This is a genomic window from Roseococcus pinisoli (assembly GCF_018413645.1).
Lineage (GTDB): Bacteria > Pseudomonadota > Alphaproteobacteria > Acetobacterales > Acetobacteraceae > Roseococcus > Roseococcus pinisoli.
This window is the reverse complement of sequence record NZ_JAHCDA010000003.1, coordinates 490,450-516,296: the sequence shown is the minus strand read 5'-3', so window position 1 is coordinate 516,296 and position 25,847 is coordinate 490,450. Positions and strand designations below refer to the sequence as shown.

21 protein-coding genes are annotated in these 25,847 nt (G+C 69.7%); 16 read left to right on the top strand and 5 right to left on the bottom strand.

Translation table 11 applies throughout. From position 1 onward, the window contains the following. Positions 1 to 47 precede the first annotated feature (47 nt). Positions 48 to 368 carry a preprotein translocase subunit SecG gene (gene secG, locus KHU32_RS17470; RefSeq protein ID WP_213671431.1) on the bottom strand — a complete coding sequence of 107 codons (321 nt, stop codon included), beginning with the start codon at positions 366 to 368 and terminating at the stop codon, positions 48 to 50. A gap of 69 nt (positions 369 to 437) precedes the next feature. Here secG and KHU32_RS17465 point away from each other — a divergent pair, with 69 nt between their 5' ends. Further along, positions 438 to 1,598: a serine hydrolase domain-containing protein gene (locus tag KHU32_RS17465; RefSeq protein ID WP_213671430.1), complete on the top strand. Its 1,161-nt coding sequence runs from the start codon at positions 438 to 440 to the stop codon at positions 1,596 to 1,598. Positions 1,599 to 1,641: 43 nt separating this feature from the next. Here KHU32_RS17465 and tpiA read toward each other — a convergent pair whose 3' ends face one another. Beyond that, the gene (gene tpiA, locus KHU32_RS17460) at positions 1,642 to 2,379 is read right to left on the bottom strand and encodes a triose-phosphate isomerase (RefSeq protein ID WP_213671586.1); all 738 of its coding nucleotides are present in this window, start codon (positions 2,377 to 2,379) and stop codon (positions 1,642 to 1,644) included. A gap of 85 nt (positions 2,380 to 2,464) precedes the next feature. On the opposite strand from tpiA, the gene KHU32_RS17455 reads away from it, so the two are divergent. The 9 genes from KHU32_RS17455 (at position 2,465) to KHU32_RS17415 (ending at position 14,869) form a co-directional block, all read left to right on the top strand. After that, on the top strand, positions 2,465 to 4,372 hold the full coding sequence (locus tag KHU32_RS17455) for a peptidylprolyl isomerase (protein WP_213671429.1): 1,908 nt from the start codon (positions 2,465 to 2,467) through the stop codon (positions 4,370 to 4,372). Between the two features lies 1 nt (position 4,373). Further along, positions 4,374 to 5,876: an anthranilate synthase component I gene (gene trpE / locus KHU32_RS17450; RefSeq protein ID WP_213671428.1), complete on the top strand. Its 1,503-nt coding sequence runs from the start codon at positions 4,374 to 4,376 to the stop codon at positions 5,874 to 5,876. A gap of 57 nt (positions 5,877 to 5,933) precedes the next feature. Then, a complete protein-coding gene (locus tag KHU32_RS17445; protein WP_213671427.1) occupies positions 5,934 to 6,515 on the top strand; it encodes an anthranilate synthase component II in 582 nt (193 codons plus the stop codon). Between the two features lie 73 nt (positions 6,516 to 6,588). Beyond that, complete coding sequence (locus tag KHU32_RS17440) at positions 6,589 to 7,752, top strand: M20 aminoacylase family protein (protein WP_213671426.1); 1,164 nt, start codon at positions 6,589 to 6,591, stop codon at positions 7,750 to 7,752. Positions 7,753 to 7,830: 78 nt separating this feature from the next. After that, entirely contained in the window at positions 7,831 to 9,387 is a 1,557-nt protein-coding gene (locus KHU32_RS17435; RefSeq protein ID WP_213671425.1) for an ABC transporter substrate-binding protein, read from the top strand. After that, positions 9,387 to 10,967, top strand: a complete 1,581-nt coding sequence (locus KHU32_RS17430; RefSeq protein WP_213671424.1) for a GMC family oxidoreductase — start codon at positions 9,387 to 9,389, stop codon at positions 10,965 to 10,967. Before KHU32_RS17435 ends, KHU32_RS17430 begins: the two co-directional genes overlap by 1 nt. Positions 10,968 to 11,088: 121 nt before the next feature. Beyond that, on the top strand, positions 11,089 to 12,210 hold the full coding sequence (locus KHU32_RS17425) for a GGDEF domain-containing protein (RefSeq protein ID WP_213671423.1): 1,122 nt from the start codon (positions 11,089 to 11,091) through the stop codon (positions 12,208 to 12,210). A gap of 172 nt (positions 12,211 to 12,382) precedes the next feature. Then, positions 12,383 to 14,005, top strand: a complete 1,623-nt coding sequence (locus tag KHU32_RS17420) for an FMN-binding glutamate synthase family protein (RefSeq protein WP_213671422.1) — start codon at positions 12,383 to 12,385, stop codon at positions 14,003 to 14,005. A gap of 72 nt (positions 14,006 to 14,077) precedes the next feature. After that, the gene (locus tag KHU32_RS17415) at positions 14,078 to 14,869 is read left to right on the top strand and encodes an enoyl-CoA hydratase-related protein (protein WP_213671421.1); all 792 of its coding nucleotides are present in this window, start codon (positions 14,078 to 14,080) and stop codon (positions 14,867 to 14,869) included. 41 nt (positions 14,870 to 14,910) lie between these two features. On the opposite strand, the gene KHU32_RS17410 is transcribed toward KHU32_RS17415, so the two are convergent. Both KHU32_RS17410 and KHU32_RS17405 read right to left on the bottom strand, forming a co-directional pair. Further along, on the bottom strand, positions 14,911 to 15,447 hold the full coding sequence (locus KHU32_RS17410) for a nucleoside 2-deoxyribosyltransferase (RefSeq protein ID WP_213671420.1): 537 nt from the start codon (positions 15,445 to 15,447) through the stop codon (positions 14,911 to 14,913). 56 nt (positions 15,448 to 15,503) lie between these two features. Then, positions 15,504 to 17,021 (bottom strand): PAS domain S-box protein, encoded by a 1,518-nt coding sequence (locus KHU32_RS17405; protein WP_283771080.1) that lies wholly within the window; start codon positions 17,019 to 17,021, stop codon positions 15,504 to 15,506. 365 nt (positions 17,022 to 17,386) lie between these two features. On the opposite strand from KHU32_RS17405, the gene KHU32_RS17400 reads away from it, so the two are divergent. The 6 genes from KHU32_RS17400 (at position 17,387) to KHU32_RS17375 (ending at position 23,282) form a co-directional block, all read left to right on the top strand. Further along, positions 17,387 to 18,589 carry an ABC transporter substrate-binding protein gene (locus KHU32_RS17400; RefSeq protein WP_213671418.1) on the top strand — a complete coding sequence of 401 codons (1,203 nt, stop codon included), beginning with the start codon at positions 17,387 to 17,389 and terminating at the stop codon, positions 18,587 to 18,589. A gap of 24 nt (positions 18,590 to 18,613) precedes the next feature. Then, positions 18,614 to 19,534, top strand: coding sequence for a branched-chain amino acid ABC transporter permease (locus KHU32_RS17395; RefSeq protein ID WP_213671417.1), 921 nt, complete (start codon positions 18,614 to 18,616; stop codon positions 19,532 to 19,534). Beyond that, positions 19,531 to 20,454 carry a branched-chain amino acid ABC transporter permease gene (locus KHU32_RS17390; RefSeq protein ID WP_213671416.1) on the top strand — a complete coding sequence of 308 codons (924 nt, stop codon included), beginning with the start codon at positions 19,531 to 19,533 and terminating at the stop codon, positions 20,452 to 20,454. Before KHU32_RS17395 ends, KHU32_RS17390 begins: the two co-directional genes overlap by 4 nt. After that, a complete protein-coding gene (locus KHU32_RS17385) occupies positions 20,447 to 21,202 on the top strand; it encodes an ABC transporter ATP-binding protein (RefSeq protein WP_213671415.1) in 756 nt (251 codons plus the stop codon). Before KHU32_RS17390 ends, KHU32_RS17385 begins: the two co-directional genes overlap by 8 nt. Next, positions 21,202 to 21,903, top strand: a complete 702-nt coding sequence (locus KHU32_RS17380; protein WP_213671414.1) for an ABC transporter ATP-binding protein — start codon at positions 21,202 to 21,204, stop codon at positions 21,901 to 21,903. The genes KHU32_RS17385 and KHU32_RS17380 overlap by 1 nt, the downstream gene beginning before the upstream one ends. Before the next feature lie 212 nt (positions 21,904 to 22,115). Further along, positions 22,116 to 23,282 (top strand): Bcr/CflA family multidrug efflux MFS transporter, encoded by a 1,167-nt coding sequence (locus KHU32_RS17375; RefSeq protein WP_213671413.1) that lies wholly within the window; start codon positions 22,116 to 22,118, stop codon positions 23,280 to 23,282. 18 nt (positions 23,283 to 23,300) lie between these two features. Here the strand turns inward: KHU32_RS17375 and KHU32_RS17370 are convergent, their stop codons facing one another. Then, positions 23,301 to 25,655 (bottom strand): xanthine dehydrogenase family protein molybdopterin-binding subunit, encoded by a 2,355-nt coding sequence (locus KHU32_RS17370; RefSeq protein WP_213671412.1) that lies wholly within the window; start codon positions 25,653 to 25,655, stop codon positions 23,301 to 23,303. Positions 25,656 to 25,847: the final 192 nt, after the last annotated feature.

The window sequence follows — 25,847 nt, the reverse complement described above, 5'->3', positions numbered from 1 at the left end:
GGATTCGCGCGTCGGCGGAGGGCGCGGCGCGCCCTCCCGGCCGGGGCTCAGTTCGTCGGCACGGCCGGCAGCGCGGGCACGGCCGGCGCGGTGACGGGCGGCGGCGGCGCCGCATCGAGGATCGAGCGGCTCTGCTGGGAGGTACCGCGGTGCAGCAGCGCCAGCGCCAGGGCCATCACGAAGAAGATGGTGCCCAGGATGGCGGTGGTGCGCGTCAGGAGGTTCGCGGTTCCCCGCCCCCCCATGAAGTTGCCCATGCCCTGCGAGGAGCCGATACCGAGGCCGCCGCCCTCGCTGCGCTGCACGAGGATGACCCCGATGAGCGCCAGGGTGACGATCAGGAAGATGACGAGGAGGATGGTGCTCATGTTGCCGTCCATCTACCGCGCGCGCCGGTCCAAGACCAGAGTGCATGTTGACAAGGGAGAAGACCAGGAATGACCGACATCGCCGCCCCGCCGCGCGTCATGGTCGAATCGGGGCGGGTTCCGGGGGTGGTCGCCCTCGCCGCGACGCGGGACGGGCCGGTCTTCCAGGGCGCCTTCGGCCTGCGGTCCCTGGGCGAGCCGTCCCCCATGACCGAGGATACGGTCTTCGCCCTGGCCTCCATGACCAAGGCCGTCACCTCCGTCGCCGCGATGCAGCTGGTGGAGGAGGGCCGGGTCGGCCTCGACGACGCCATGGGCGACGTCCTGCCCGAGATGCGCGCCCCGCAGGTGCTGGAGGGCTTCGACGCCACCGGCCAGCCGATCCTCCGCCCGGCGCGGGGCATCGTCACCCTGCGGCACCTGCTGACGCACACGGCCAGCTACGGCTACGACCATTGGGACCCGCTGCTGGACCGCTACATGCGGCTGGCAGGGCTTTCCGGCGGCCCGCGCACCGCCAAGGGCCTGCCGCTGGTCTTCGACCCCGGCACCCGCTGGCAATACGGCATCAACACCGATCTCGTCGGCCAGGTCGTCGAAGCGCTCTCCGGCCAGGGCCTCGGCGCCTATTTCCGCGAGCGGATCCTGGGCCCGCTCGGCATGGAGGAGACGGGCTTCACCGTCCCCGCCGCCCTTCAGGGGCGGATGGCCGGCCGGCACCAGCGCGGTCCGGACGGCACCCTCTCCCCCGACCGCGACTTCTCGCCGCCCGAGCAGGTGGAGGTCGAGGGCGGCGGCGGCGGGCTCTTCGGGACGGGGCCGGACTACCTGCGCTTCCTGCGCATGCTGCTGAACGGCGGCACGCTGGACGGCGCGCGCATCCTGGCGCCGGAGACGGTGGCGGAGATGGGGCGCAACCAGATCGGCGCGGTCGAGGTGCCGCCCTTGCCGGCGAGCTCGACGCCCGGCCGGGCCAATCTCGCCGATTTCTTCCCCGGCATGCGGAAGAAATGGGGCCTGGGCTTCCTGCTGAACACCGAGGCCGTGCCGGGGCGGCGCGCGGCGAACAGCCTGGCCTGGGCCGGGCTGTTCAACACCTATTACTGGATCGATCCGCGATCGGGCGTCACGGGCGCCGTCTTCACGCAGCTGCTGCCCTTCGCGGATGAGGCCGTGCTGAAGATGTTCGAGGAGTTCGAGACCGCGGTCTACGCCGGGCTCCGGCCCTGACCGGTCCCGCGGGCCGCAGATGCGGCCCGCGGCTCTTAAGGCCTCAGACCGGGAAGGCCTGCGCGATCGCCAGGAAGTCGGCCGCGACCAGGCTCGCGCCCCCCACCAGGGCGCCATCCACATTCGCCAGGGCGAAGATCCCCGCCGCATTCCCCGGCTTCACGGACCCGCCATAGAGCAGGCGCGTCCCCTGAGCCTTCTCGCCGAAGCGGCCGACCAGCGACTGCCGCATGGTCCCGTGGATCGCCGCGACCTCCGCCTCGGTCGGCGTGCGGCCGGTGCCGATGGCCCAGACGGGCTCATAGGCCACGATTCCGCCCGCCGCGGCGAAGCCGTCCGGCAGCGAGCCGGCGAGTTGCTTCGTCACGACCGCCTCGGCCTCGCCAGCCAGGCGCTCGGCCTCCGTTTCGCCCACGCAGACGATGGGGATGAGCCCCGCGGCCAGAGCGGCCTCGGCCTTGGCCCGCACGTCGGCATCGGTCTCGCCGTGATTCGCCCGGCGCTCGGAATGGCCGAGGATGACATGCGTCGCCCCCACGTCCCGCACCATCTCGGCGCTCAGATCGCCGGTATGGGCGCCCTTGGCCGCCGCGTGGCAATCCTGCGCGCCCACCGCGACGGGGCTGCCGAGCAGCACCACGGCCACCGGATGAAGGTGGACGGCGGGCGGGCAGACGAGCAGATCCGCGCCCTTCACGCCCTCTCGCACACCTTCGGCGAGGCGCGCGGCCTCGCGCAGGGTGCCATGCATCTTCCAGTTGCCCGCGATCAGCGGACGAATTCCAGGCGTCATCAATTCGACCTTAACTTGTCCCCGCCGATCAAGCCTTCCGTCGGCCCGTTTGGCAACCGCCCGGCAAACCGCTATGCGCGAAGCCATGATCACCTGGATGCGCCGCCTCGCCGGCACGTGGTTCGCGAGGGCCCTTTTCGTCCTCCTCATCCTCTCCTTCGCGGCCTGGGGGATCGAGGACACGCTTCGCAACCTCGGTCGCGACACCGCCGTCGCGCGCGTGGGCAGCGACAAGATCGAGGTCGAGGAGGCGCAGGACGCCGCCCGGCGCGAGCTCCAGCGCGTCCAGCGCCAGCTGCAGGGCCGCATCGAGATCAATGCCGCCATCCGCCGTGCCATCGCCAGCCAGGCCATCGAGACCCTCGTGCTCGACCGCGCGATCCGCCAGGAGGTGGAGCGCCTGCGCCTCGCCGTGCCGGACGAGGCCGTGCGCGACTACATCTTCCAGATCCCCGCCTTCCACGGCGGCGACGGCCGCTTCTCCCGCGTCGTCTTCGACGCCTTCCTCCGCAACAACGAGCTGACCGAGGCCCGCTTCCTTGGCCTGCTGCGCGCCGACGTCGCGCGCCAGCAGCTGACCGGCGCCGTGCGCGCCGGCGCCGCCGGGCCCGAGGCGCTGACCAACCGCCTCCTTTCCTGGGCGCAGCAGCAGCGGACCGCCTCCCTGGTCGAGCTGCCCTTCTCGGCCGCGCCGGATCCCGGCACGCCGACCCAGGCGCAGCTCGAGCGCTTCCATGAGAACAACGCCGCCCGCTTCTCGACCCCCGAATACCGGGACGTGGCCGTCGCGACGCTGAACGCCGCGCGGATCATGACCGAGGTGGAAGTCAGCGACCACGACATCGAGGAGGCCTATGCCGCCAATCGCGGCCGCTTCGAGACGCCCGAGAAGCGCGAGATCTTCCAGGTCGTGATGCAGGACGAGGCGGCGGCCCGCGCCATCGCCGAGCGCTGGCGGACCGAGAGCGACTTCGCCGCCATCGAGACGGCGGCGCAGGAAGCGGGCGGGCTGGCCTCCACCCTGCCGCTCAGCTCGCGCACCGAGCTGCCCCTGCCCGAGCTGGCCGAGGCCGCCTTCGCGCTTGAGCCGGGCGCCATCTCCGCCCCGGTCCACACCGCCTTCGGCTGGCACGTCATGAAGCTCGGCCAGGTGGAAGCCGGCCATATCCGGACGCTGGACGAGGTGCGTGACGAGCTGCGCCAGGAAATCGCCGCCGAGCGCGCGGCGGACATGGCCTTCGAGCGCGTCAGCCAGGTCGAGGACGCGCTGGCCGGCGGTTCCACCCTGGCCGAGGCCGCGCGACGCTTCTCGCTCGGCTTCTTCGAGGGGAAGATCGACGCCGCCGGCCGCACGCCGGAAGGCACCGAGGCCGCGATCCCGGTCGCCGCGCCCGTCCGCACCGAGGTGCTGCGGACGATCTTCGGCACCGAGCGCGGTGCCGCGCCCCGCATGCAGGAAGGCGACTGGGGCTTCATGGCCGTCGAGGTGCGCGACATCCAGGCCCCCGCCCTGCGCCCGCTCGACACGGTGCGCGAGCAGGTGGAGACGGCCTGGGTGGCCGATGCGCGCCGCCGCTCGCAGGAGGAGCGCGCCGCCGCCCTGCTGGCCGCCACCCGCGCCGGCAAGACCCTGGCCGAGGCCGCGACGGAAGCCGGCCTCACCGCCGAGGAGCTGGGTCCCTTCAGCCGCGAGGCGAGCGGCGCCAACCCGATGCCGCGCGACCTGCTGGCCCCGGTCTTCGAGCTGCGCGGCCGCGACGCGACGATGATCGAGCGTCCGCAGTCCTTCGCCGTCGTGCAGCTCCTGGGCATCACCGAGCCGGATCTCTCCGGCTCGACCGAGGCCCTGGCCACGCTGCGCACCGAGACCACCCAGGCGATGGCCGAGGACCTCGAGGCGCAGTACATCGCCGCGCTCCGCGCGCGCGCCAATGTTCGGATCAACCCGCGTCTGGTCGACCAGATCGCGGGCGGGGAATGACATGAGCTCACCAGATTTTGCGAGTTTCCGCGCCGCCCTCGAGGCCGGGCAGCCGCAGCTCGTCTGGCGCGAGCGCGTGGCCGACCTGGAAACCCCGGTCGGCACCTTCCTCAAGCTGGCGGACGGCAAGCCATATGCTTTCCTGCTGGAGAGCGTCGAGGGCGGGGCCGCGCGCGGCCGCCATTCCGCGATCGGCCTGGCGCCCGACATGATCTGGCGCTGCCGCGACGGCGTGGCGGAATGCAACCCGCACGCCCTCTCGGCGCCGCATGCCTTCGAGCCGGAGGAACTGCCGCCGCTGCAGGCCCTGGCCAAGCGCATCGAGGCCATCCGCATGCCGCTGCCGGCGGGGCTGCCGCCCATCGCGGCCGGACTCTTCGGCTATCTCGGCTACGACATGGTGCGCCAGATGGAGCGCCTGCCGGCCGATAATCCGGACGTGCTGGGCATCCCTGAGGGCGTGATGATCCGCCCCACGATCGTCGCCGTCTTCGACCACGTGCGCGACGCGCTGACGCTGATCACCCCTGTCTGGGCCGACAAGGCGCAGGATGCCGAGACCGCCTGGGCACTGGCCCAGTCGCGACTCGACGAGGCGGAGGCCGCCCTGGCGCGCCCCCTGCCCCGCCCGGCGCCGCCCACGCGCCTGCCGCCCACCCAGGCGCCGACCTCGAACTTCACGCCGGAAGGCTACATGGCGGCGGTGGAGCGGGCACGCGAATACATCCGCGCCGGCGACGCCTTCCAGATCGTGCCGAGCCAGCGATTCTCGACTCCCTTCGCCCTGGCGCCCTTCGCCCTCTACCGGGCGCTGCGGCGGATCAACCCGGCGCCCTACCTGTTCTTCTTCGACTTCGGCACCTTCGCGACCGTCGGCGCCTCGCCCGAGATCCTGGTGAGCGCGAAGGACGGCGAGGTGACCATCCGCCCCCTCGCCGGCACGCGCCGCCGCGGCGCGACGCCCGAGGAGGACGCGGCCCTGGAGGTCGAGCTGCTCGCCGATCCCAAGGAGCGCGCCGAGCATCTCATGCTGCTCGACCTCGGCCGCAACGATGTCGGCCGCGTGGCCGCCATCGGCACCGTGAAGGTGACGGCGCAGTTCCGCATCGAGCGCTACAGCCAGGTGATGCACATCGCCTCCGAGGTCCGGGGCAAGCTGCGTCCCGGGCTGACGGCGCTGGACGCGCTGCAGGCGGGCTTCCCGGCCGGCACGCTCTCGGGCGCGCCAAAGGTGCGGGCGATGGAGATCATCGAGGAGCTGGAGCCCTCGCGGCGCGGCCTCTATGCCGGCGGCGTCGGTTATTTCGGCGTCGACGGCAACATGGACGTCTGCATCGCGCTGCGGACGGCGCTGGTGAAGGAAGGGATGCTGCACGTGCAGGCCGGCGCCGGCGTGGTGGCGGACAGCGATGCGCGCGCCGAGCACGAGGAATGCATCCAGAAGGCCAAGGCGCTCTTCCGGGCGGCCGACGAGGCAGTGCGCTTCGCCGCCGGCAACCGCTGAGCTACCGGCGACGGCGCTCGGCTTGACCCCGGGCGCCGTCCCGCGACATCCTGTCGCATGCTTCTGCTCATCGACAATTACGACAGCTTCACCTTCAACCTGTACCACTTCCTGGGCGACCTGGGCGTAGAGGCGGTGGTGAAGCGCAACGATGCGCTCTCCGTGCAGGACGTCTTCGCCATGCGGCCGGACGCGGTGGTGCTTTCCCCCGGCCCCTGCACGCCGAACGAGGCCGGCATCTGCCTCCCGCTCATCGCCGCGGCGGCCGAGGCCAGGCTGCCGCTCTTCGGCGTCTGCCTCGGGCATCAGGCCATCGGCCAGCAATTCGGCGCCCGCGTGATCCGCGCGCCCACGCCGGTGCACGGCAAGGTCTGGGAGGTGACGCATGAGGGCAAGGGCGTCTTCGTCGGCCTTCCCTCCCCCTTCAGCGCCACGCGCTACCACTCGCTCGTCGTCGAGCGGTCGAGCCTGCCCGACGAGCTCGAGGTCACGGCCGAGACGGCGGACGGGCTGGTCATGGGGCTGCGCCACCGCAGCCTGCCGATCGAGGGCGTGCAGTTCCATCCGGAGAGCATCGCCTCCGAGCACGGCCACGCGCTGCTGAAGAATTTCCTCGACACGGCCCGCGTCTCCGCCTGAGGCGGCGCGGCCGGTTGTCCGCCGCGGGCGCGGAACCTAGCATGCTCCCCGAACATTCAGGAGCTGCCGCCACATGTCCCCGCTCAGCAAGATCAGCGAATACCATCCCGAGCTGACGGAGCTCCGGCGCGACCTGCACGCCCATCCCGAACTGGGCATGGGCGAGCATCGCACCGCCGAGATCGTGGCGAAGCAGCTGGAGTCCTTCGGCATCGAGGTCCATCGTGGCGTCGGCAAGACCGGCGTGGTCGGCGTGCTGCGCGGGCGCCCCGGCAACCGGGCGATCGGCCTGCGCGCCGACATGGACGCGCTGCCGATCGAAGAGGCGAACGACGTCCCCTATCGCAGCCAGACCAGCGGCGTGATGCATGCCTGCGGGCATGACGGCCACACCACCATGCTGCTCGGCGCGGCGAAGTACCTGGCCGAGACGCGGAACTTCGACGGCACCGTCCACTTCATCTTCCAGCCCGGCGAGGAAGGCTGCGGCGGCGCGCTCGCCATGCTGGAGGATGGGCTGTTCAGCCGCTTCCCCTGCGATGCCGTCTTCGGCATGCACAACCGCCCCGGCATGCCGGTGGGCGAGTATGCGATCTGCGACGGCCCGGCCATGGCCGGCGGCGCCTTCTTCGACATCACGGTCACCGGCAAGGGCGCGCATGGCGCGCATCCGTATGCGGGCATGGATCCGGTCATCGCCGCCTGCCACATCGCCACGGCGACGCAGACCATCATCTCGCGCAACCTGAACCCGGCCGACGCGGCGGTGATCAGCATCACCAAGATCGGCGGCGGCGACGCCTACAACGTCATCCCCGAGACCGCGACGATGTCCGGCACCGCGCGCTTCTTCAGCCGCAAGGTGGGCACGCAGGTCGAGGAAGGCATGAAGCGCGTGGTCGCGGGCGTGGCCGCGGGCCTGGGCTGCACGGCCGAGGTGGACTGGCGCCTCATCTTCGCGCCGACCGTCAACGCGCCCGAGCAGACCGACGCCTATGTCGCGGCGGCGACCGAGCTGGTCGGCGCCGGTAAGGTGACGCGCGGCAAGCCGCCCTCCATGGGCTCGGAGGATTTCTCCTTCATGATGGAGCAGGTGCCGGGCGCCTATATCCTGGTCGGCAACGGCGACGGCGCCATGCCGCACAACCCGCGCTACATGTTCAACGACGAGGCGATCCCCTTTGGTTCGGCCCTCTATGCCCGCATCGTCGAGCGCGGCCTGAAGTCCGGCGAATGACCGCCGGATAGTCCGGTCGCCCATTGACGCCGGATATATCGCATCGCAGCATTCCCTCTCTTAGAGGGGAATGTTGCGATGAAGCGGTTGGGATTTCTCGTGCTGGCCATGGCCAGCCTTTCGGGAGCGCCAAAACCCGCCCCCGCCGCCAACCTCACGGTGGTGCTGGAAGCCGAGATCGTCACGCTCGATCCGCATTTCATCGGCGCCTACATCACGCGCACCTTCGGCTATGCCGTCTTCGACACGCTCTTCGCGCCGGATAGCAACTTCAACTACCGGCCGCAGATGGTGGAGAGCCACACGGTCTCGCCCGATGGGCTGACCTGGACCTTCACGCTGCGCGATGGCCTGCTGTTCCACGACGGCAGCCCCGTCACCTCGGCCGACGTGGTCGCATCCCTGCAGCGCTGGGCCAGCCGTGCGGCCCTGGGCGGACGGCTGATGGCCGCGACGGCCAGCCTGGAGGCGGTCGACGCGAAGACCTTCCGGCTGGTGCTGAAGGAGCCCTACGGCCTCGTCATCGAGACGCTGGGCACCATGGCCTCGCCCACGCCCTTCATCATGCCCGAGCGTCTCGCGCGCACGCCCGGCACCGAGCGCATCACCGAGATCGTCGGCTCCGGCCCCTTCGTCTATTCCCGCGCCGACCACCGCCCCGGCGACCGGATGCTGCTCCGGCGCAATGCGCGCTACGTCCCGCGCAGCGAGCCCGCCGACTTCCTCGCCGGCGGCAAGCGCGTGACGATCGACGCCCTCGACATCCGCGTGGTCCCCGATGCCGGCACCGCCGCCGCGGCGCTGCAGTCCGGCGAGATCGACTACATGCAGTACGCGCCCTTCGACCTGCTGCCGCAGTTCGAGCGCAATCGGCGCATCACCGTGCAGAACTTCACCGGGCCGCAGATGTTCACCGGCCACTTCCGCCTGAACCACGCGGCTGCGCCCTTCGATGACCCCGCCATCCGCGCCGTGCTGCTGCGCCTCGTCGACCAGAACGAGGTGATGCAAGGCTTCGGCCTCGATCAGCGCTACTCCCGCTCCTGCCCCGCCTTCTTCACCTGCGGCGGGCCGAACGAATCCGATGTCGGCGTCTCGGCGCTGGCCAATCCCTCCATCGAGGCGGCGCGGACCGCGCTGCGTGCCACGCGCTACAACAACGAGCCCATCGTTCTGATGGTCGCCTCTGACCTCGAGGCCGCGCGCGTCTCGACCGAGATCCTGGCCGACCGTATGCGCCGCGCCGGCTTCAACGTGGATGCGCAGGTGACCGACTGGGCCACGCTGCTCGCCCGCCGCACGCGGCGCGACGGCTGGCATGCCTATGGCGTGCACGCGCTGAATGTGGACCTCGGCTCGCCGCTGACCAACTCGGTGATCAACTTCAATTGCCAGGACACCGGCACGGTGGGCTTCATGTGCTCGCGGCCCATGAACGAGCTTTTCGACGCCTTCGCCCGCGCGCCCTCCGCGGAGGCGCGCCGCGTCATCGCGGGTCAGATCCAGGGCATCGTCTACGGGCAGGGCATGGCGGTGCCCTGGGGCCAGTTCGCCCAGCCCGCCGCCTACCGCGCCACGCTGCGCAACCTGATCCCCTCCGCCATCCCGCTCTTCTGGAACGTCGAGAAGCCCTGATGACCGAATATGACGTGATCGTGGTTGGCGCCGGCTCTGCCGGTGCCGCCCTGGCCGGGCGCCTTTCGGAAGACCCGAAGCGCAGTGTCCTCGTGCTGGAGGCCGGCCGCGACTGGCGGGCCGCCGAAGCGCCGCCGGCGCTGCGCTCCAGCAACATCATCCCCTTCATGCACGACCGGCAGCACCAGCTGGCCTGGCAGTGGCCAGAGCTGGTGACGCGCCGTTCCCGCGCGCAAGCGGAGAAATATTACTGGCGCGGCAAGGCGCTGGGCGGCTCCTCCACCGTGAACGCCCAGATCGCCATCTGGGGCGTGGGTGACGCCTTCGACGCCTGGGCCGAGGCGGGCTGCGAGGGATGGTCGGCCAAGGACGTCATCCCCCTGTTCACGAAGCTGGAGGACGACCCGGACATGGCCGGCGTCCCTCATCACGGTCAGGGCGGCCCCATTCCCGTCTATCGTGCCCCGCTCGAGACCTGGGGCCCCGTGGACAAGGGCCTGCGCGAGGCGGCGCTGGCCTGCGGCTACCCCTGGAATCCGGACCTGAACGACCCGGACAAGGAGGGCGTCTCCTGCTACCCGATCAACAGCCGCAACTTCGAGCGTGTCACCACCAATGACGGCTACCTGGAGCCGGCGCGGAACCGCCCGAACCTGACCATCCGCGGCGGCGCGCTGGTCGATCGCGTGGTGATCGAGAATGGGCGGGCGGTCGCGGTGCGCGTGCAGCTCGATGGCGAATGGCAGGAGATCCGGGGGCGCGAGATCGTGCTGTCCTCCGGCGCCATCCACTCGCCGGCCATCCTGCTGCGCTCCGGCCTCGGCCCGGCGGCGGAGCTCTCGAAGCTCGGGATCGAGGTCGTGAAGGACATGCCGCATGTCGGCAAGCATTTCCACGACCACGCGATCTGCCGGATCAACCTGGAGCTGAAGCCGGAATACGTCTCCAAGGACCCGAAGCAGCGCCATACCAATTCCTGCGTCACCTACAGCTCGGGCCTCGGCGGCGGCGGCTTCCGGGACATGATCTTCATCGGCTTCAACCACCGGTATTTCGGCCAGGGTGACCTGCCGGGCCCCATCGGCAGCGTCGCGGCCGGCATCTACGACGTCTTCTCGCGCGGCGAGCTGACGCTCGCCTCGGCCGATCCGAGCATCGACCCGGTGGTGGAGGAGAACATGCTGGCCGATGATCGGGACGTGGTGCGCATGCGCGACGCCGTGCGGCGCCTGGCCGAGCTCGCCCGGCAGCCGGCCCTGGCCGACATCTCCACCCGCATCACCTTCGGCGAAACCGGGCTGGACATCGCCGAGGTCGCGGCCCTGCCCCTGCCGGAGCTCGACCGGGTCATGCTGGAGCAGGTGAACGACATGCAGCATGCCGCCGGCACCTGCAAAATGACGGCCTATGAGGACCCCCGCGGCGTGGTCGACCCCGACCTGCGGGTGAAGGGCGTGGACGGGCTGCGCGTCGCCGATGCGGCCATCATGCCCTTCGACTGCCGGGCCAATACGCATTTTACATGCGTGATGATCGGCGAATGGCTGGCGCGGCGGATGGACGAGGAGGCCAAAGCCTAAAACCACGTCAGGAATGGATAAATTGCGCCAGATGCAAACTATTCTCTGATATTGCAGCGTATGGAGCATCGCACGTAATAGGATTATGGATTCCAGCACGGCATTCGTAGCGACTTCGCTGATGATGTTCGCCAATGGCGGCGTGCTGGGCCTCATGATTCGTGACCTGCCGCCGGCGCTCCGGCCTGCCGCCCTGCGCTGGCAGGCCGGGACGCTCGTCATCGCCATCGGCTGCGCGCTCTACGCCTTCCCGCAGCTCCTTCCCGTGGTGCCGCTGGTCACACTGGCCAATGCCCTCTTCCTGTCGGGCCTCACCCTGTATCTGCGCGCCTTGCAGCGCTTCTTCAGACACCCCCCGCGCCACGTGGACCTTCTGCCGGGGATTATCGGAACGCTCTCCGTCCTGTGGTTCTCGGCGATCCATCCGGACACGACGATCCGCATCATCGTGGTCTCCCTGGCCTGGGCCGTCCTGATGGGCCGCTGCGTGCATGTTCTCCGCAGCGGCAAGCGCGCCGAAGCCTCGCGCAGCCGGCAGATGCTGAAGACTCTCTTCCTGCTGGTCGCCGCCTTCACGGGGGTGCGGGCGGCCTATTTCGTTGCCATCGCGATCCCGCCGGATTTCAGCGTCGCGGATGGCCGGAACTGGATGAACCTGGTGTCCCCCATGGTCTCCGCCGTCCTGCCCGTCATCGGGACGACGGCCTTCCTGCTCATGTGCTCGGAACATATCCGTCGCCAATGGGAGAACGCCGCCTCCACCGACTATCTGACCGGCCTCGCGAACCGCCGCACGCTGACCGAGGTGGGCGGCAGCTACTTCCGGGCGCGGAGCCCGGAAAGGCAGATCGCGCTGGCCCTGATCGACGTCGACGACTTCAAGGCGATCAATGACGGTTTCGGGCACGACGCCGGGGATCTCGCGCTGAAGCACATCGCCGCGACCCTGGAGGCCGAGATCACCGCCGACCAGCTGCTGGCGCGGACGGGGGGCGAGGAATTCGTGGCCCTACTGGGCCGTGGCGACCTCCCGAGCGCACAGCTGGCGGCGGAACGCCTGCGATCGGCCGTCCAGCGCCATCCCTTCATCCTGCGCGGGCAGCGGATCTCGATCACCGTCTCGGTCGGCATCGCCGTGTCGCAGGCGGACGACGCGGATTTCGCGAGCCTGCTGCGCCGCGCCGACCAGGCCATGTACACGGCGAAGTCCCTGGGCCGGAACCGTGTGGAACTCGCGGCCTGACCGCATTGCGCCCGGCCCGGAAGTGGCCGAGGCTAGGCCTCCCCGTGAGTGAGCGAGCGAGCACGCTGATCTCCTCCCCCATGCCGTCTCCCTGAGCAGCGCGCCGGACGGACTTCCCCAGGAAAGCGGAAGTCGTCTCCCTGCGCCGGAGCGGCGGTCAAAGGTCTGAACGTTGAAGAAGATCCACCTGGGCCGATACACCGTCTTCACCCTCGTGACGGCGGGCTTCCTGCTGACGCTGTGGCTGAGGCCCGCCGGAGGATGGAGCGTGGTTCTGCCCCTCATCCTGGGCGCGCTGACCCTGCTCGGCCTCTGGGACCTTTTCCAGACCCAGCATTCGGTGTTGCGGAACTATCCGATCATCGGCCATGCGCGCTGGCTGGTGGAGATGATCCGCCCCGAGATCCGGCAATACCTGCTGGAGAACGACACGGAGGCGACGCCCTTCTCCCGCGCGCAACGCTCGCTGGTCTATCGCCGGGCGAAGGAAGCCCCGTCCGAGCATCCCTTCGGCACCCTCATGGATGTCTATGCCGACGGCTATGAGTTCATTCAGCAGTCGCTGGCGCCGATCGACACGCCGGACCCCAAGGGGTTCCGCGTCACCATCGGCAATGACCAGTGCCGGCAGCCCTATTCCGCCAGCATCTTCAACATCTCGGCCATGAGCTTCGGCGCGCTCTCCGCCAATGCCATCCGGGCGCTGAACAAGGGCGCGGCGCGCGGCGGCTTCTATCACGACACCGGCGAGGGCAGCATCAGTCCCTACCATCGCGAGAATGGGGGCGACATCGTCTGGCAGGTCGCCAGCGGCTATTTCGGCTGCCGCGACGAGCAGGGCCGGTTCGACCCGGAGCGTTTCGCCGCGCAGGCCACGGCGCCACAGATCAAGATGATCGAGCTCAAGCTCAGCCAGGGCGCCAAGCCCGGCCATGGCGGCGTGCTCCCCGGCCGCAAGGTGACGCCCGAGATCGCCGCGACGCGCGGCGTGCCGGTGGGTGTGGACTGCATCTCGCCCGCGCGCCATTCGGCCTTCTCCACGCCGCTGGAGATGATGGCCTTCCTGCAGCAGCTGCGGGAGCTCTCCGGCGGCAAGCCCGTCGGCTTCAAGCTCTGCATCGGCCTGCCCTGGGAGTTCATGGCCATCGTCAAGGCCATGCTCGCCTCCGGCATCGTCCCGGACTTCATCGTCATCGATGGCGGCGAGGGCGGCACCGGCGCCGCGCCCGTCGAGTTCAGCGATCATATCGGCCTGCCGATGCGCGAGGGGCTGCTCTTCGTCCACAACACGCTGGTCGGCGCCGGCCTGCGGGAGCGAATCCGGATCGGCGTCGCCGGCAAACTGGTGAGCGCCTTCGATGTGGCGGCCGTGCTCGCCATCGGCGCGGATTGGGTGAACTCGGCCCGGGGCTTCATGTTCGCGCTGGGCTGCATCCAGTCGATGAGCTGCCACACCAACCTCTGCCCCGTGGGCATCGCCACCCAGGACCCGAAGCGCAGCCGCGCCCTGGTGGTTCCCGACAAGGCCGAGCGCGTCGCCCGCTTCCATGACCGCACGGTCGAGGCCCTGGCCGACATGCTCGGCGCGGCGGGCCTTCGCCATCCCGATGACCTGCGCCCCCACCACCTGGTGCGCCGGACCGGCGCGGCGCAGCTGCGGCAATTCGACCGGACGCACTACTTCGCGCAGCCCCGCGACCTCATCGAGAACCGCGCGGAGAGCGACTTCTATCGGGAGAACTGGGACCTCGCGCGGGCGGACAGCTTTGCCCGCGCCCTGGAACGGGCGGGCTGAGGGAGGAAGCGCGGCGGGCCCCGGCTTGCCAGCGCGCTCCCACCGCACGACCCTGCCCGCGAGGAGATAACCATGAACGAATCACCCGTCGTCCTGATGTCCGTGGATAGCCGCGGCATCGCGACTGCCACCCTGAACCGCCCTGCCCTCGGCAATGCCTATAATGGCGAGATGCTCGACGCGCTGATCGAGGGCATTCCGAAGCTCGCCGCCGACCCGGCCATCCGCGGCCTCGTGATCCGCGGCGCGGGCAAGAACTTCCAGGCCGGGGCCGATATCGGCTGGCTCGGCGCCGCCGCGGCGGCCCCGCCGGCCGAGGCCTTCGCCGCCTCGCTGCAGACGACGCGCGCGATGCAGGTGCTGAACGAATTCGCCAAGCCGACCTTCGCCGTCATCCACGGCGCCTGCTTCGGCGGCGGCACCGGCATCGCCTGCTGCGTCGATGTAGCCCTGGCCTCGACCAAAGCGACCTTCGGCATTTCGGAGGTGCGGGTGGGCGTGTCCCCCACGCCGATCTCCACGCACATGGTCCATGCCATGGGGCTTCGCCACGCCCGCCGCTACGCCATCACGGGCGAGCGCTTCGGCCCGGAGGAGGCCATGCGCATCGGCCTGGTGCATGAGGTGCACGAGCCGGATGCCCTCGAAGCGCGGTTGGAGGAGATCATCTCCGCCATGCTGCTCTCCTCGCCCGCCGCCATCGCCGTGACGAAGACGAGCCTGCTGGAATCCAACGGCCTGACGCTGACCGCGCATGAGATGGCGCAGTTGGCGAACGAAAGCTGGATGGTGCGCGCCGGCAGCGAAGGCAAGGAAGGCCTCGCGGCCTTCAAGGAGAAGCGCAAGCCGCGCTGGGCCCCCTGAGCCCGACAGGGCGGCGCCGCGACGGCGCCGTCCCCTTTCCGTCAGCCCAGGAGCCGCCGGGCGGCCGCCACGACGCAGGCCTCGAAGAGGGAAGTATCGTTCCACCCCAGCGGCGCCGCCGGGCGGAAGAACAAGCCGCCGGAGGCCGCGATCGAGCCCTCGATCATGAGGTTGTCGGAGAGGCCGAAGTCCTCGACCTCCATGCCCGCCTCATCGCGCCAGGCCGCGCCGTCCCGCCGGGAAGTGATGCGCGTCCGATAGTCGCCCGTCGCATGGGTGTAGCCGAAGAGCGGCCGGCCGAGGGCGCGCATGTAGCCAAGCTCGAGGGTCGTGCCGGGATCGGCCCCGCCGCTGCGGAAGGGCGTCAGATTGGCCAGGAGCGCGTCGCAGCTCCGCATATGCGCCTCGCAGGCGGCATGGATGCGCGCCCAGTCGGGAAGGTCCGCGGCCGGCAGTTCCTGGGTGTCGAGCGGAAAGACGCCCTCCAGCCCGTGCCGCGCGCAGATGGCCTTCTTGGCAGCGCCCAGCGCGGCTGCATCGGGCAGGAAGACCTCGGGGCCAGCCAGATAGATTCGCATGCATTCTTTTGGCAGGAATGCCGGCTTCGAACCATGCTCGCCGGGCCGCGGAAGTCCTAGCCGCTGAGCTGCGCCAACGGCATCTCGAGCCGGATGACGACACCCTCCGGTGCCCAATCCCGCGCGATCTCGCCGCCCAGCCCCTGCACCGTGAGGCGCTCCAGCAGGCTGCCGAAGCCCTCCCCGCTACCGCCCGGGTCGACCGCCGGCCCGCCCTGCTCCGCCCAGTTCAGCAACAGAGTCTCGCCCTCAATGGCGGTCCGCACCGCGACCCGCCCCCTTCCGGTCGAGAGCGCTCCGTACTTGGCGGCATTGGTCGTGAACTCATGCAGCAGCAGCGCCAGCGAGGTCAGCGTCGAGCCGCTGAGCGGCACATCCACGCCCGTGAGCTCCAGCCGCGACGCCGCCGCGAAGTCATGCGGCGCGACGATCGCGGCGAGAAGGGCGAAGAGGGTCGTGCCCCCCTGCCCCGTGATCTCGCGGCCCAGATCCGGCAGCGTCAGGTCATGGGCGCGGGAAAGCGCCAGCACCCGCTCCCGCAGCGAGGTGGCGAGCTCGTCCGTGTCCTGCGCGGTGAGCGCGCTGACCGAGATGAGCCCGGTCGTAACGGAAAAAAGGTTCTTCACCCGGTGGTTCATCTCGCGCAGCAGCAAGCTCTGGCGCTCCTGCGCGCGCTTCCGTTCCGAGATGTCGCGCGCGATCTTGGAGGCGCCGATGATGATGCCCTGCGCATCGCGCACGGGCGACACCGTCAGCGAGATGTCGAGGAAGGAGCCATCCTTTCGGCGGCGCACCGTCTCGTAGTGCTGGACGCGCTCGCCGCGGCGGATGCGGCCCAGAATATCCGCTTCCTCATGCAGGCGGTCCTCGGGGATCAGGATGGTGACGTGCCGACCCACGGCCTCCTGCTCGGTATAGCCGAAGAGGCGCGTGGCGCCGGCGTTCCAGCTGGAGATATCGCCGGTGAGGGACTTGCTGAGGATGGCGTCGTCCGAATTCTCGACGATGGAGGCGAACCAGGCATTGTCCTGCTCCACCCTCCCGCGCGCCTCGGCCCCGCGCCGCGCGACCTCCATCAATCGGGCGTGGTCGATGGCGATGGCGACCTGGCCGGCCACGGCGGCCGCAATCTCGTCCTCCTCCCCAGCGAAGGCCGCCGGCCGTTCATGCAGGACGGCAATGCAACCATGGACATCGCCATCGGGCGAAGCGATTGGGACGCAGAGGAAGCTCGCGGGGGCCGGCAATCCGTCCGGCAGGCCGAGCAGCAACGGCATGCCGCAGAAACGGGGATCGATGCGGATGTCGTCGCTGAGGAAGGTATCGGCTTCCTGGAGGGTCGGCCGCAAGGTGACCTTCGCGCCGCAGCCCTCGACGGCCTGCAGCAGGGCTTTCGAGAGGCCGGTGATGCCTGGCTCGCGCAGGAAGCAGAGGCCAAAGCTGGCGCCCGTCCATTCGGCGGCGGCGGTGGCGGCCATCTCCGCAAGCTCGGCCGGATCGGAAATCCGGGCGATGGCCGAAAATATCCGCAGACGCTTCGCGCGTGGCGCGAAAACTTGTTGGTCGCTCTTCATGCCTGTCGCGGAATGGCCTTCGGTCCTCCTGGATCCCCGCCCTAGTGAAGAGCCGGGCAAATGGGGCCGACGGTCGCCGCAGCCTTTCCGCATCCTAACAAGCCCCCGGCCGCGTCGATAGGGGAAAGGAGTGGTTTCCCATCCTCGCCGAAGGGGTGAAGGCGCGGCCCGGCCGCCGGCAGGCCATCATTCCGAGGGCGAGGAGAATTTTCATGGGAAGGTCCGTGAAGGACCGGCGCCGTGGCTCGGCCGCCTATAATTCCATTCTGACATCGTCGCGGAATGGAGGAGGCGAGGCTTGCATGCCGGGGCGGCGGCACGGTATCGAATATTTGAGAATGAAATCAATGCTCGGAGGGCATCCCATGGCGATTCAGGACAATCCGGACCTCGCCCGCCGAACATTCCTCGCCGGAACCGGCGCCGCGGCCCTCGCCGCCCCGGCCGTCCATGCCCAGACGGCCCCCATCAAGATCGGCCTCGTCGCGGTGCTGACGGGCGCCGGCGCCTCCCTCGGCACGCATCTGCGCGACGGCTGGATGCTCGGCATGCGGCACCTCGACACGAAGATCGGCGGCCGCCGGGTAGAGACGATCGTCATCGACGACGAGCTGCGGCCGGACGTCGCCGTCACCAAGGTCCGCGCCGCGATCGAGCGCGACAAGGTGGACTTCGTCGTCGGCGTCGTCTTCTCGAACATCCTGGGCGCGATCATCCGGCCGGTGACGGATTCCGGCACCTTCCTCATCTCGACCAATGCCGGCCCCTCGACGCTCGCCGGCCGCGGCTGCAGCCCCTACTTCTTCACCACCAGCTACAATAACGACCAGGTCCATTCGGTGATGGGCAAGGTGGCGCAGGATTCGAACTACCGCCGCGTCTTCGTGCTGACGCCGAACTACCAGGCAGGCCGCGACGCGGTGGCGGGCTTCAAGTCCAAGTTCCAGGGAACGATCGTGGACGAGGTCTACGTGCCGCTGACGCAGCTGGACTTCTCGGCCGAGCTGGCGCGCATCGCCTCCCTCCGGCCGGACGCCGTCTTCACCTTCATGCCGGGCGGGCTCGGCGTGAACCTCGTGAAGCAGTACCGGCAGGCCGGCCTCGCCAACATCCCCTTCCTCTCGACCTTCACCGTCGATGAATCGACGCTGCCCGCCCAGGGCGAGGCGGCGCTCGGCTTCTATTCGGCCGCCACCTGGGCGCCGAACATGGACAACCCCGCGAACCAGGCCTTCGTCCGCGACTTCGAGGGCGTCTTCAACTACGTCCCGGCCAGCTATGCCGCGCATAGCTACGACGCCGCGCGGCTACTCGATTCCGCCGTGCGGAAGGTCGGCGGCAACCTCTCCGACAAGAACGCCCTGCGCGCCGCCATCGCGGCCGCAGACTTTCAGAGCGTGCGCGGCGCCTTCCGCTTCGGCATCAACCAGTACCCCGTGCAGGACCTCTGGCAGCTCCAGGTCGCGCGCCGGCCGGACGGCCGCTTCCAGACGGAGACGGTGCGCAAGGTCCTTACCGCCGATATCGATCCCTGGGCGCGCGAATGCCGGATGCCCGTGCGCATCTGAGCCGGCCCGGCTAATCCTCCCCGGGTGAACACGACGCTCCTCCTGATCCAGGTGCTGAACGGTCTTCAGTTCGGCATCCTGCTCTTTCTCATCGCCGCCGGCCTCACGCTGGTCTTCGGCGTCATGGACTTCATCAACCTCGCCCATGGCGTGCAGTACATGGTGGGGGCCTATCTGGGCGCGACGCTCGCGGCCTGGACGGGCAGCTTCTGGCTCGGGCTCCTGCTGGCCCTGCCCGCCACCCTCCTCTTCGGGCTGCTGCTGGAATTCCTGGTCTTCCGGCACTTCTACGACCGCGATCATCTCTCGCAGGTGCTCGCGACCTTCGGCGTGATCGTCTTCCTCAACCAGGCCATGAAGGCGCTCTTCGGCACGGCGCCCCTGCAGATGCCGCTGCCGGAGGCCCTGAATGGCGGCATCCCGGTGATGGACGGGCTGCTCTACCCCACCTATCGCCTCGCGATCCTCGGGGCCGGCCTCGCCGTCGCCGGCCTGCTCTGGTTCCTGGTCGAGCGGACGCGCGCCGGCATGCTGGTCCGCGCGGGGGCCAGCAACGCGCCGATGGTGAGCGCGCTCGGCATCGATATCCGCCGGCTCTTCATGCTGGTCTTCGGCTTCGGCGCCATGCTGGCGGGCTTCGCCGGGGTGCTGGCGGCCCCCATCCTCTCCGTCGAGCCGGGCATGGGCGATGCGCCGCTGATCCTCGCCTTCGTGGTGATCGTGATCGGCGGCATCGGCAGCATCCGCGGCGCCTTCGTGGCGGCCCTGCTGGTGGGTCTCGTCGAAACGCTGGGGCGCGGGATGATGCCGGATCTGATGCGGCTCTTCCTCGACCCCTCCGCCGCACGGCAGACGGGTGCGGCCCTGGCCTCCATGCTGGTCTACATCGTCATGGCGGCCATCCTGGCCTTCCGGCCCGCCGGCCTCTTCCCGGCCCGCCGATGAGGTGGCGCGACGCCGCGGTGCCGCTCGCGATCTTCGCGCTGCTGGCCATCGCCCCCTTCATCGGCTTCGGTCAGGGCTATTCGCTGACGCTGCTCGCGCGGGCGATGATCTTCGGCATCGCCGCCATCTCGCTCTCGCTGATCGTCGGCGGCGCCGGCCTGGTCAGCCTGGGCCATGCCGCCATGCTGGGCATCGGCGCCTATGGCGTCGTGGTGCTGGACCATGCCCGCATCACCGAGGCCTGGATCGTGATCCCGGCCGCCATGGCCGCGGCGGGCGCCTTCGCGGCGGTGACGGGCGCGGTCGCGATCCGCACCTCGGGCGTGCATTTCATCATGATCACCCTGGCCTTCGGCCAGATGGCCTTCTTCGCCACCTCCTCCCTCTCGGTCTATGGCGGCGACGACGGCTACACCCTCTACAACCGCACCGAGCTCTTCGGGACGCGCGCGCTGGAAGGGCGGCTCTTCTTCCACTTCGCCTGCCTCGGACTGCTCATCCTGTCCTGGGCGCTGGTCGAGACCCTGCTGGCGAGCCGCTTCGGGCGGGTGCTGCGCGCGGCCCATCAGAACGAGACCCGGGCGCGGGCCGTGGGCTTCGAGCCCTATCGCTACCGCCTCGTCGCCTATGCCCTCGCGGGCGCCCTCGGCGGGCTCGCGGGCGTTCTGCTCGCCAATGGCGCGGAGTTCGTCGCCCCCGCCTATCTGAGCTGGCAGCGCAGCGGTGACCTGCTTTTCATGGTGATCCTTGGCGGTGTGGCCGGGCCGCACGGGGCGCTGATGGGAGCCCTGGCCTTCATCCTCATCGAGGAATGGCTCGCCCATCTCACCGAGCATTGGCGGCTGATCTTCGGCCCGCTGCTCATCCTCTGCGTCTATTTCATGCGCGACGGCATGGCCGGGGTGCTGCGCCGTGACTGAGCCGCTGCTCGAGCTGCGGGGCCTGCACAAGAGCTTCGGCGGCCTCACGGTCACCGACGACGTCTCGCTGGAACTGCGCCAGGGCGAGATCCACGCCCTGATCGGCCCCAACGGCGCCGGCAAGACGACGCTGATCCACCAGATCAGCGGCACGCTGGCGCCCGATGCCGGGCAGATCGTCTTCGCCGGCGAGGATGTGACCCGCCTCTCCCTCGCGCAGCGGGCGCGGCGGGGGCTGGCGCGGAGCTTCCAGATCACCAGCCTCCTGCCCGGCTTCTCGGCGCTCGAGAACGTGGCCCTGGCCGTGCAGGCGCGCAGCGGCTCCTCCTTCCGCTTCTTCCGCCCCGCGCTGCACGAGGCGGCGCTGAACGACCAGGCCATGGCTGCGCTGACCGAGGTCGGGCTGGAGCGCCGCGCCGCCCTGCCGGCCGCCGCGCTTTCGCATGGCGAGAAGCGGCAGCTGGAGCTCGCCGTCGCGCTGGCCATGCAGCCGCGCCTGTTGCTGCTGGACGAACCGCTGGCCGGCACCGGCGCCGAGGAGGCCGAACGGCTCATGCGCATCCTCGGCGAGCTGCGCGGCCGCTACGGCATCCTCCTCATCGAGCACGACATGCCGGCCGTCTTCGCCCTGGCGGACCGGATCTCGGTGCTGGCGCAGGGCAAGGTCATCGCCTCCGGCACGAAGGACGAGATCCGCGCCGACCCCGTCGTCCGCGACGCCTATCTCGGCGACGAGGAGGCGGCCTGATGCTGCATATCGAAGGCCTCGCCGCCGCCTATGGCCAGAGCCAGGCGCTGACGGACGTCACCTTCGGCCTGGAGGCCGGCGAGGTCGTGACGCTGCTCGGCCGCAACGGCATGGGCAAGACGACCACCATCCGCGCCATCATGGGGCTGCTGGGCAGCGTCGGCGGCCGCGTCACCGCGGGCAGCCTTCGCTTCGGGGAGACGGCGCTCATCGGCCTCGCACCGCATGTCATCGCGCGGCAGGGCATCGGGCTGGTCCCGGAAGGACGGCAGATCTTCCCGACGCTGAGCGTGGAGGAGAACCTGGTCGCCACCGCACGCCCCGGCCGGTGGAATCTGGAGGCGGTCTATGCGCTCTTCCCCCGCCTGCGGGAGCGGAGCGGCAATGCCGGCCGCAACCTCTCGGGCGGCGAGCAGCAGATGCTGGCCATCGGCCGCGCCCTGATGACCAATCCCCGGCTGCTCATCCTGGACGAAGCCACCGAGGGCCTGGCGCCGCTCGTCCGCGCGGAGATCTGGAGCGTGCTCGGCCGGCTGAAGGCCGAGGGGCAGGCGATCCTGCTCATCGACAAGAACCTCTCGGCCGTGATGCAGCTGGCGAACCGGCACGTGATCATCGAGCGCGGCCGCACCGTCTGGACCGGCGATAGCGCGGCCCTGGCAGCCGCGCCGGAACTGCGCGAGCAGTACCTGCATATCTAGATCGGGAGCGCGGAAAGCGCTCTTTGGGCTTTCGCCCTTCGCCAATCCGCTCGATACCCATGCGGGCCCGTCAGCGCGGGGTCGCGCCTTGCGGCCTTGGTCAGGTCGCCCAGCTATGCTGCATAGCAGCATTATATTGCCGCTGCGGAACGAGAAGAGGCATCGATGACCGAGACTGCCGACATCACCCGATCCGCGGCGCGGATGCCTGCATGAGCCGCCAGAACCGCCTCGCCTTTCTCCTGGGCCTGCTCTCGGCCTTCGCGCCGCTGTCGATCGACATGTACCTGTCGTCGCTGCCGGAGATCGGACACGAGCTGGGAGGGGGAATTGAAAGGGCGCAGCTGACGCTGGTGGCCTATTTCATCGGCCTCGGCGCCGGGCAGCTCGTCCATGGCCCGCTCGCGGACCGGCTGGGCCGGCGGCGGCCGCTTTTCATCGGACTCGCCATCTATATCGTGGCCTCGGCCCTCTGCGCCCTGGCCACGAGCATGGAGGCGCTGATCCTGCTCCGCCTGATCCAGGCGCTGGCGGGTTGCGCGGGCATGGTCATCGCGCGTGCCGTGGTGCGCGACGTGGCGCATGAGATCGATCCGGTGAAGCTGATGGGCCGGCTGATGCTGGTGATGGGCGTCGCGCCGATCCTGGCGCCGGTCCTGGGCGGCTACCTCGCCGCGGCGCTCGGCTGGCGCGCCATCTTCTGGTGCCTGGCGCTGATCGGGGCGCTGGCGCTCGGCCTGTGCCTGCTCTTCCTTCCGGAGACCCATCCGCCCGCAAAGCGCCAGCGCTCCTCCATCACCGCCGTGATGCGGAGCTACGGCGCCTTGATCACGGACCGCCGCTTCCTCTCCACGGCGCTGGTCTCCGGCCTCGCGATGGGCGGGATGTTCGCCTATATCTCAGGCTCGCCCTTCGTCTTCATCTCGATCTACGGCATCCCGCCGGCGCAGTACGGCCTCTATTTCGGCGCCGGCGCCGTGGGCTTCATCCTGGTGTCCCAGCTCGGCGGGCGGCTGGCCACGCGCTTCGGCCGCGAGCGCGTCTATACCGTCTCTGTCGCCATGATCGCCTTGGCCGGCTCGCTGCTGACGCTCTGCGTCCTGCTCGGCGCGCCCTTCTTCGCGGTCTATGCGTCGATCATCTTCTACATAGCCACCCTCGGCATTGTGGCGCCGGTGGGCAGCGTGCTGGCGATCACGCCCTTCCCGCATATCGCGGGCACGGCCTCGGCGCTGCTGGGGACCGTGCAGTTCGGCATGGGCGCCATCGCCGGAACCCTCGTCTCGACCCTGCACAACGGTACCGCGCTGCCCATGGCGATGAGCCTGGGCATCCTCGGCGTCTCCGCGATCGTGCTGCGGGTGTTGCTGACCCGCTGAGGGTCAGCGCCCGGCTGGTCAGGCGGCGGCGTGGATGGCGCGCCAGATCTTCTCCGGCGTCGCGGGCATGTCCATATGCGCGACGCCCATCGGCCGCAGCGCCTCGACGATCGCGTTCATCACCGCCGGCAGGGAGCCCGCGCAACCCGCCTCGCCGCAGCCCTTGGCGCCGAGCGGGTTGGTCTTGCAGGGCACGGGATGGCTCTCGAAACCGAAGCTCGGCACGTCGTCGGCGCGCGGCAGGCCGTAATCCATGAAGCTGCCGGAGAGCAGCTGGCCGTCCTCCGAATAGGCGACGTATTCGTGCATGGCCTGACCGATGCCCTGCACGATGCCGCCATGCGCCTGGCCCTGCACCAGCAGCGGATTCACGATCACGCCGAAATCGTTGACGGTCACGTAGTTCACGAAGCGCGTATGGCCCGTCTCCGGGTCGATCTCGACCTCGGCCACATGGCAGCCGTTCGGGAAGGCCATCGGCGCCTGGTCGAAGACATGCGTGACGTCGAGGCTGTCCGGCAGCTCGCCCGCCTCCCTCTCCGCCTGCGGCATCTCCTTGAGCTTCGCCGCCAGCTCCATGATGCCGATGCTGCGGTCCGTGCCCGCAACGGTGAAGGCGCCGCTGTCGAACTCGATATCGGCGACGGCCGTCTCCATCACATGGGCGGCGGCCTTCCTCCCCTTCTCGATGACGAGTTCCGAGGCCTCGACGATGGCCCCGCCCGAGGCCATCAGCGACTTGGAGCCGCCTGTGCCGCCGCCGGCGATCAGCTCGTCGCTGTCCCCCTGCAGCAGCCGGACGGCCTCGAAGGGCACGCCCAGATGCTGGTGCAGCACCTGCGCGAAGGGGCTCCAATGCCCCTGCCCGTAGTCGAGCGTGCCGGTGATGATGGTGACGGTCCCGTCCTCGCCGAAGCGGATGCCGCCCTGCTCCTTCATCGGCGGCGCCGTGCATTCGAGGAAGTTGCCGATGCCGATCCCGCGCAGCTTGCCGCGCTGCTTCGCCTCCGCCCGGCGCGCCTCGAAGCCCGAGAAGTCCGCGGCCTCCAGCGCCTTGTCCAGGATCGCCGAGAAGTCGCCGCCGTCGTAGATGCTGCCGCTCGCGGCGGAATAGGGCATCTGCGCGTTCTTGATGTGGTTGATCTTGCGCAGCTCGATGGGCGATTTCCCCATCGCCCGCGCGGCCTCCTCGATCAGCCGCTCCATGTAGTAATTGGCCTCGGGCCGGCCGGCGCCGCGATAGGCGGTGACGGGAACCGAGTTGGTGAGGATGCAGCGCGTGTGCACCTCCAGCAGCGGCGTCGCGTAGTTCGACTGGATGTTCTTCGAGTAGTTGCCCGTCGCCATGTTCGGCCCAACATTGGTCAGGTAGGCGCCCATATTGGCGAAGCTGGTGAGCCGCACGGCGAGGAACTTGCCCTCCGCGTCGAGCGCGAGCTCCGCCTCCACCTCATGGTCGCGGCCATGCGCGTCGGACTGGAAGGAGCCGCTGCGCTCATCCGTCCACTTCACGGGTCGGCCCAGCACCTTGGCGGCGTGCAGCAGCGGCAGGTACTCGGGATAGGCGGCGGACTTCATGCCGAAGCTGCCGCCGACATTGCCGGTCAGGATGCGCAGCTGGCTCCGCGCCACCTTCAGCACTTCCGCCATCTGGTTGCGCAGGCCGAAGACGCCCTGGCAGCCGACGCGCAGCACGAAGCGCCCGGTCTCGGCCTCGTATTCGCCAATGGCGCTGCGCGGCTCCATCGCCGCCACCACGATACGGTTGTTGCGGATGGAAAGCTTCTGCACATGCGCCGCGGCGGCAAAGGCCTCGGCCACCTTCCCCGCATCGCCGAAGCGGAAGTCGAGCACCTGGTTGCCCGGGATGTCGTCATAGAGAAGCGGCGCATCCGGCGCGGCAGCGGCCGAGGCCTCCGTGGCGGCCGGCAGGGTCTCGACGTCAAGGAAGATGAGCTCGGCCGCGTCCTTGGCCTGGGCCTTGGTCTCCGCCACGACCACCGCGATCGGATCGCCCACGAAGCGCAGCCGGTCCTTGGCGAGCGCCGCGCGGCGCGTGGTGCGGAGCGGCGTGCCGTCAATGCTCTTCAGCGGCATGGGGCAGATCATCTCGCCATAGTCGCCGAGGTCGGCCGCGGTGATGACGGCATGCACCCCCGGGGCGGACTGCGCCTCGCCGATGTCCATCGAGTTCAAGACCGCATGCGCATAGGGGCTGCGCAGCACATAGGCATAGAGCTGGTCCGGCAGCGACAGGTCGTCCGTATAACGACCCTGGCCCTTGAGCAGCTTCGGATCTTCCTGCCGGGGCACGGGCTGGCCGATGCCGAACTTCATGCGCGTGGGGTCGAAGGGGAGGCTGGAGTCGGGCATCGCTTCAGTCCTTGAGCAGCTTCCGCCGGGCGGGAGGCGCGGCACAACCTGGCCCGGGGCATGAGGCGGGATCTTGCAGGACGTTCATGCTTCGGGCTTTGCATGGATGGTAGGCGCCGGAGGGGCTTCCGCAAAGATGCCTGGCGCGCCACGCTGCGCGGCATCCAGGAAAGCCCATGAACCAGCAGAACC

Coding starts and splice junctions, on each gene's coding strand:
- secG (WP_213671431.1), bottom strand. CDS start 368: ATGAGCACCATCCTCCTCGTCATCTTCCTGATCGTCACCCTGGCGCTC.
- KHU32_RS17465 (WP_213671430.1), top strand. CDS start 438: ATGACCGACATCGCCGCCCCGCCGCGCGTCATGGTCGAATCGGGGCGG.
- KHU32_RS17455 (WP_213671429.1), top strand. CDS start 2,465: ATGCGCGAAGCCATGATCACCTGGATGCGCCGCCTCGCCGGCACGTGG.
- trpE (WP_213671428.1), top strand. CDS start 4,374: ATGAGCTCACCAGATTTTGCGAGTTTCCGCGCCGCCCTCGAGGCCGGG.
- KHU32_RS17445 (WP_213671427.1), top strand. CDS start 5,934: ATGCTTCTGCTCATCGACAATTACGACAGCTTCACCTTCAACCTGTAC.
- KHU32_RS17440 (WP_213671426.1), top strand. CDS start 6,589: ATGTCCCCGCTCAGCAAGATCAGCGAATACCATCCCGAGCTGACGGAG.
- KHU32_RS17435 (WP_213671425.1), top strand. CDS start 7,831: ATGAAGCGGTTGGGATTTCTCGTGCTGGCCATGGCCAGCCTTTCGGGA.
- KHU32_RS17430 (WP_213671424.1), top strand. CDS start 9,387: ATGACCGAATATGACGTGATCGTGGTTGGCGCCGGCTCTGCCGGTGCC.
- KHU32_RS17425 (WP_213671423.1), top strand. CDS start 11,089: ATGATGTTCGCCAATGGCGGCGTGCTGGGCCTCATGATTCGTGACCTG.
- KHU32_RS17415 (WP_213671421.1), top strand. CDS start 14,078: ATGAACGAATCACCCGTCGTCCTGATGTCCGTGGATAGCCGCGGCATC.
- KHU32_RS17410 (WP_213671420.1), bottom strand. CDS start 15,447: ATGCGAATCTATCTGGCTGGCCCCGAGGTCTTCCTGCCCGATGCAGCC.
- KHU32_RS17405 (WP_283771080.1), bottom strand. CDS start 17,021: ATGAAGAGCGACCAACAAGTTTTCGCGCCACGCGCGAAGCGTCTGCGG.
- KHU32_RS17400 (WP_213671418.1), top strand. CDS start 17,387: ATGGCGATTCAGGACAATCCGGACCTCGCCCGCCGAACATTCCTCGCC.
- KHU32_RS17390 (WP_213671416.1), top strand. CDS start 19,531: ATGAGGTGGCGCGACGCCGCGGTGCCGCTCGCGATCTTCGCGCTGCTG.
- KHU32_RS17380 (WP_213671414.1), top strand. CDS start 21,202: ATGCTGCATATCGAAGGCCTCGCCGCCGCCTATGGCCAGAGCCAGGCG.
- KHU32_RS17375 (WP_213671413.1), top strand. CDS start 22,116: ATGAGCCGCCAGAACCGCCTCGCCTTTCTCCTGGGCCTGCTCTCGGCC.
- KHU32_RS17370 (WP_213671412.1), bottom strand. CDS start 25,655: ATGCCCGACTCCAGCCTCCCCTTCGACCCCACGCGCATGAAGTTCGGC.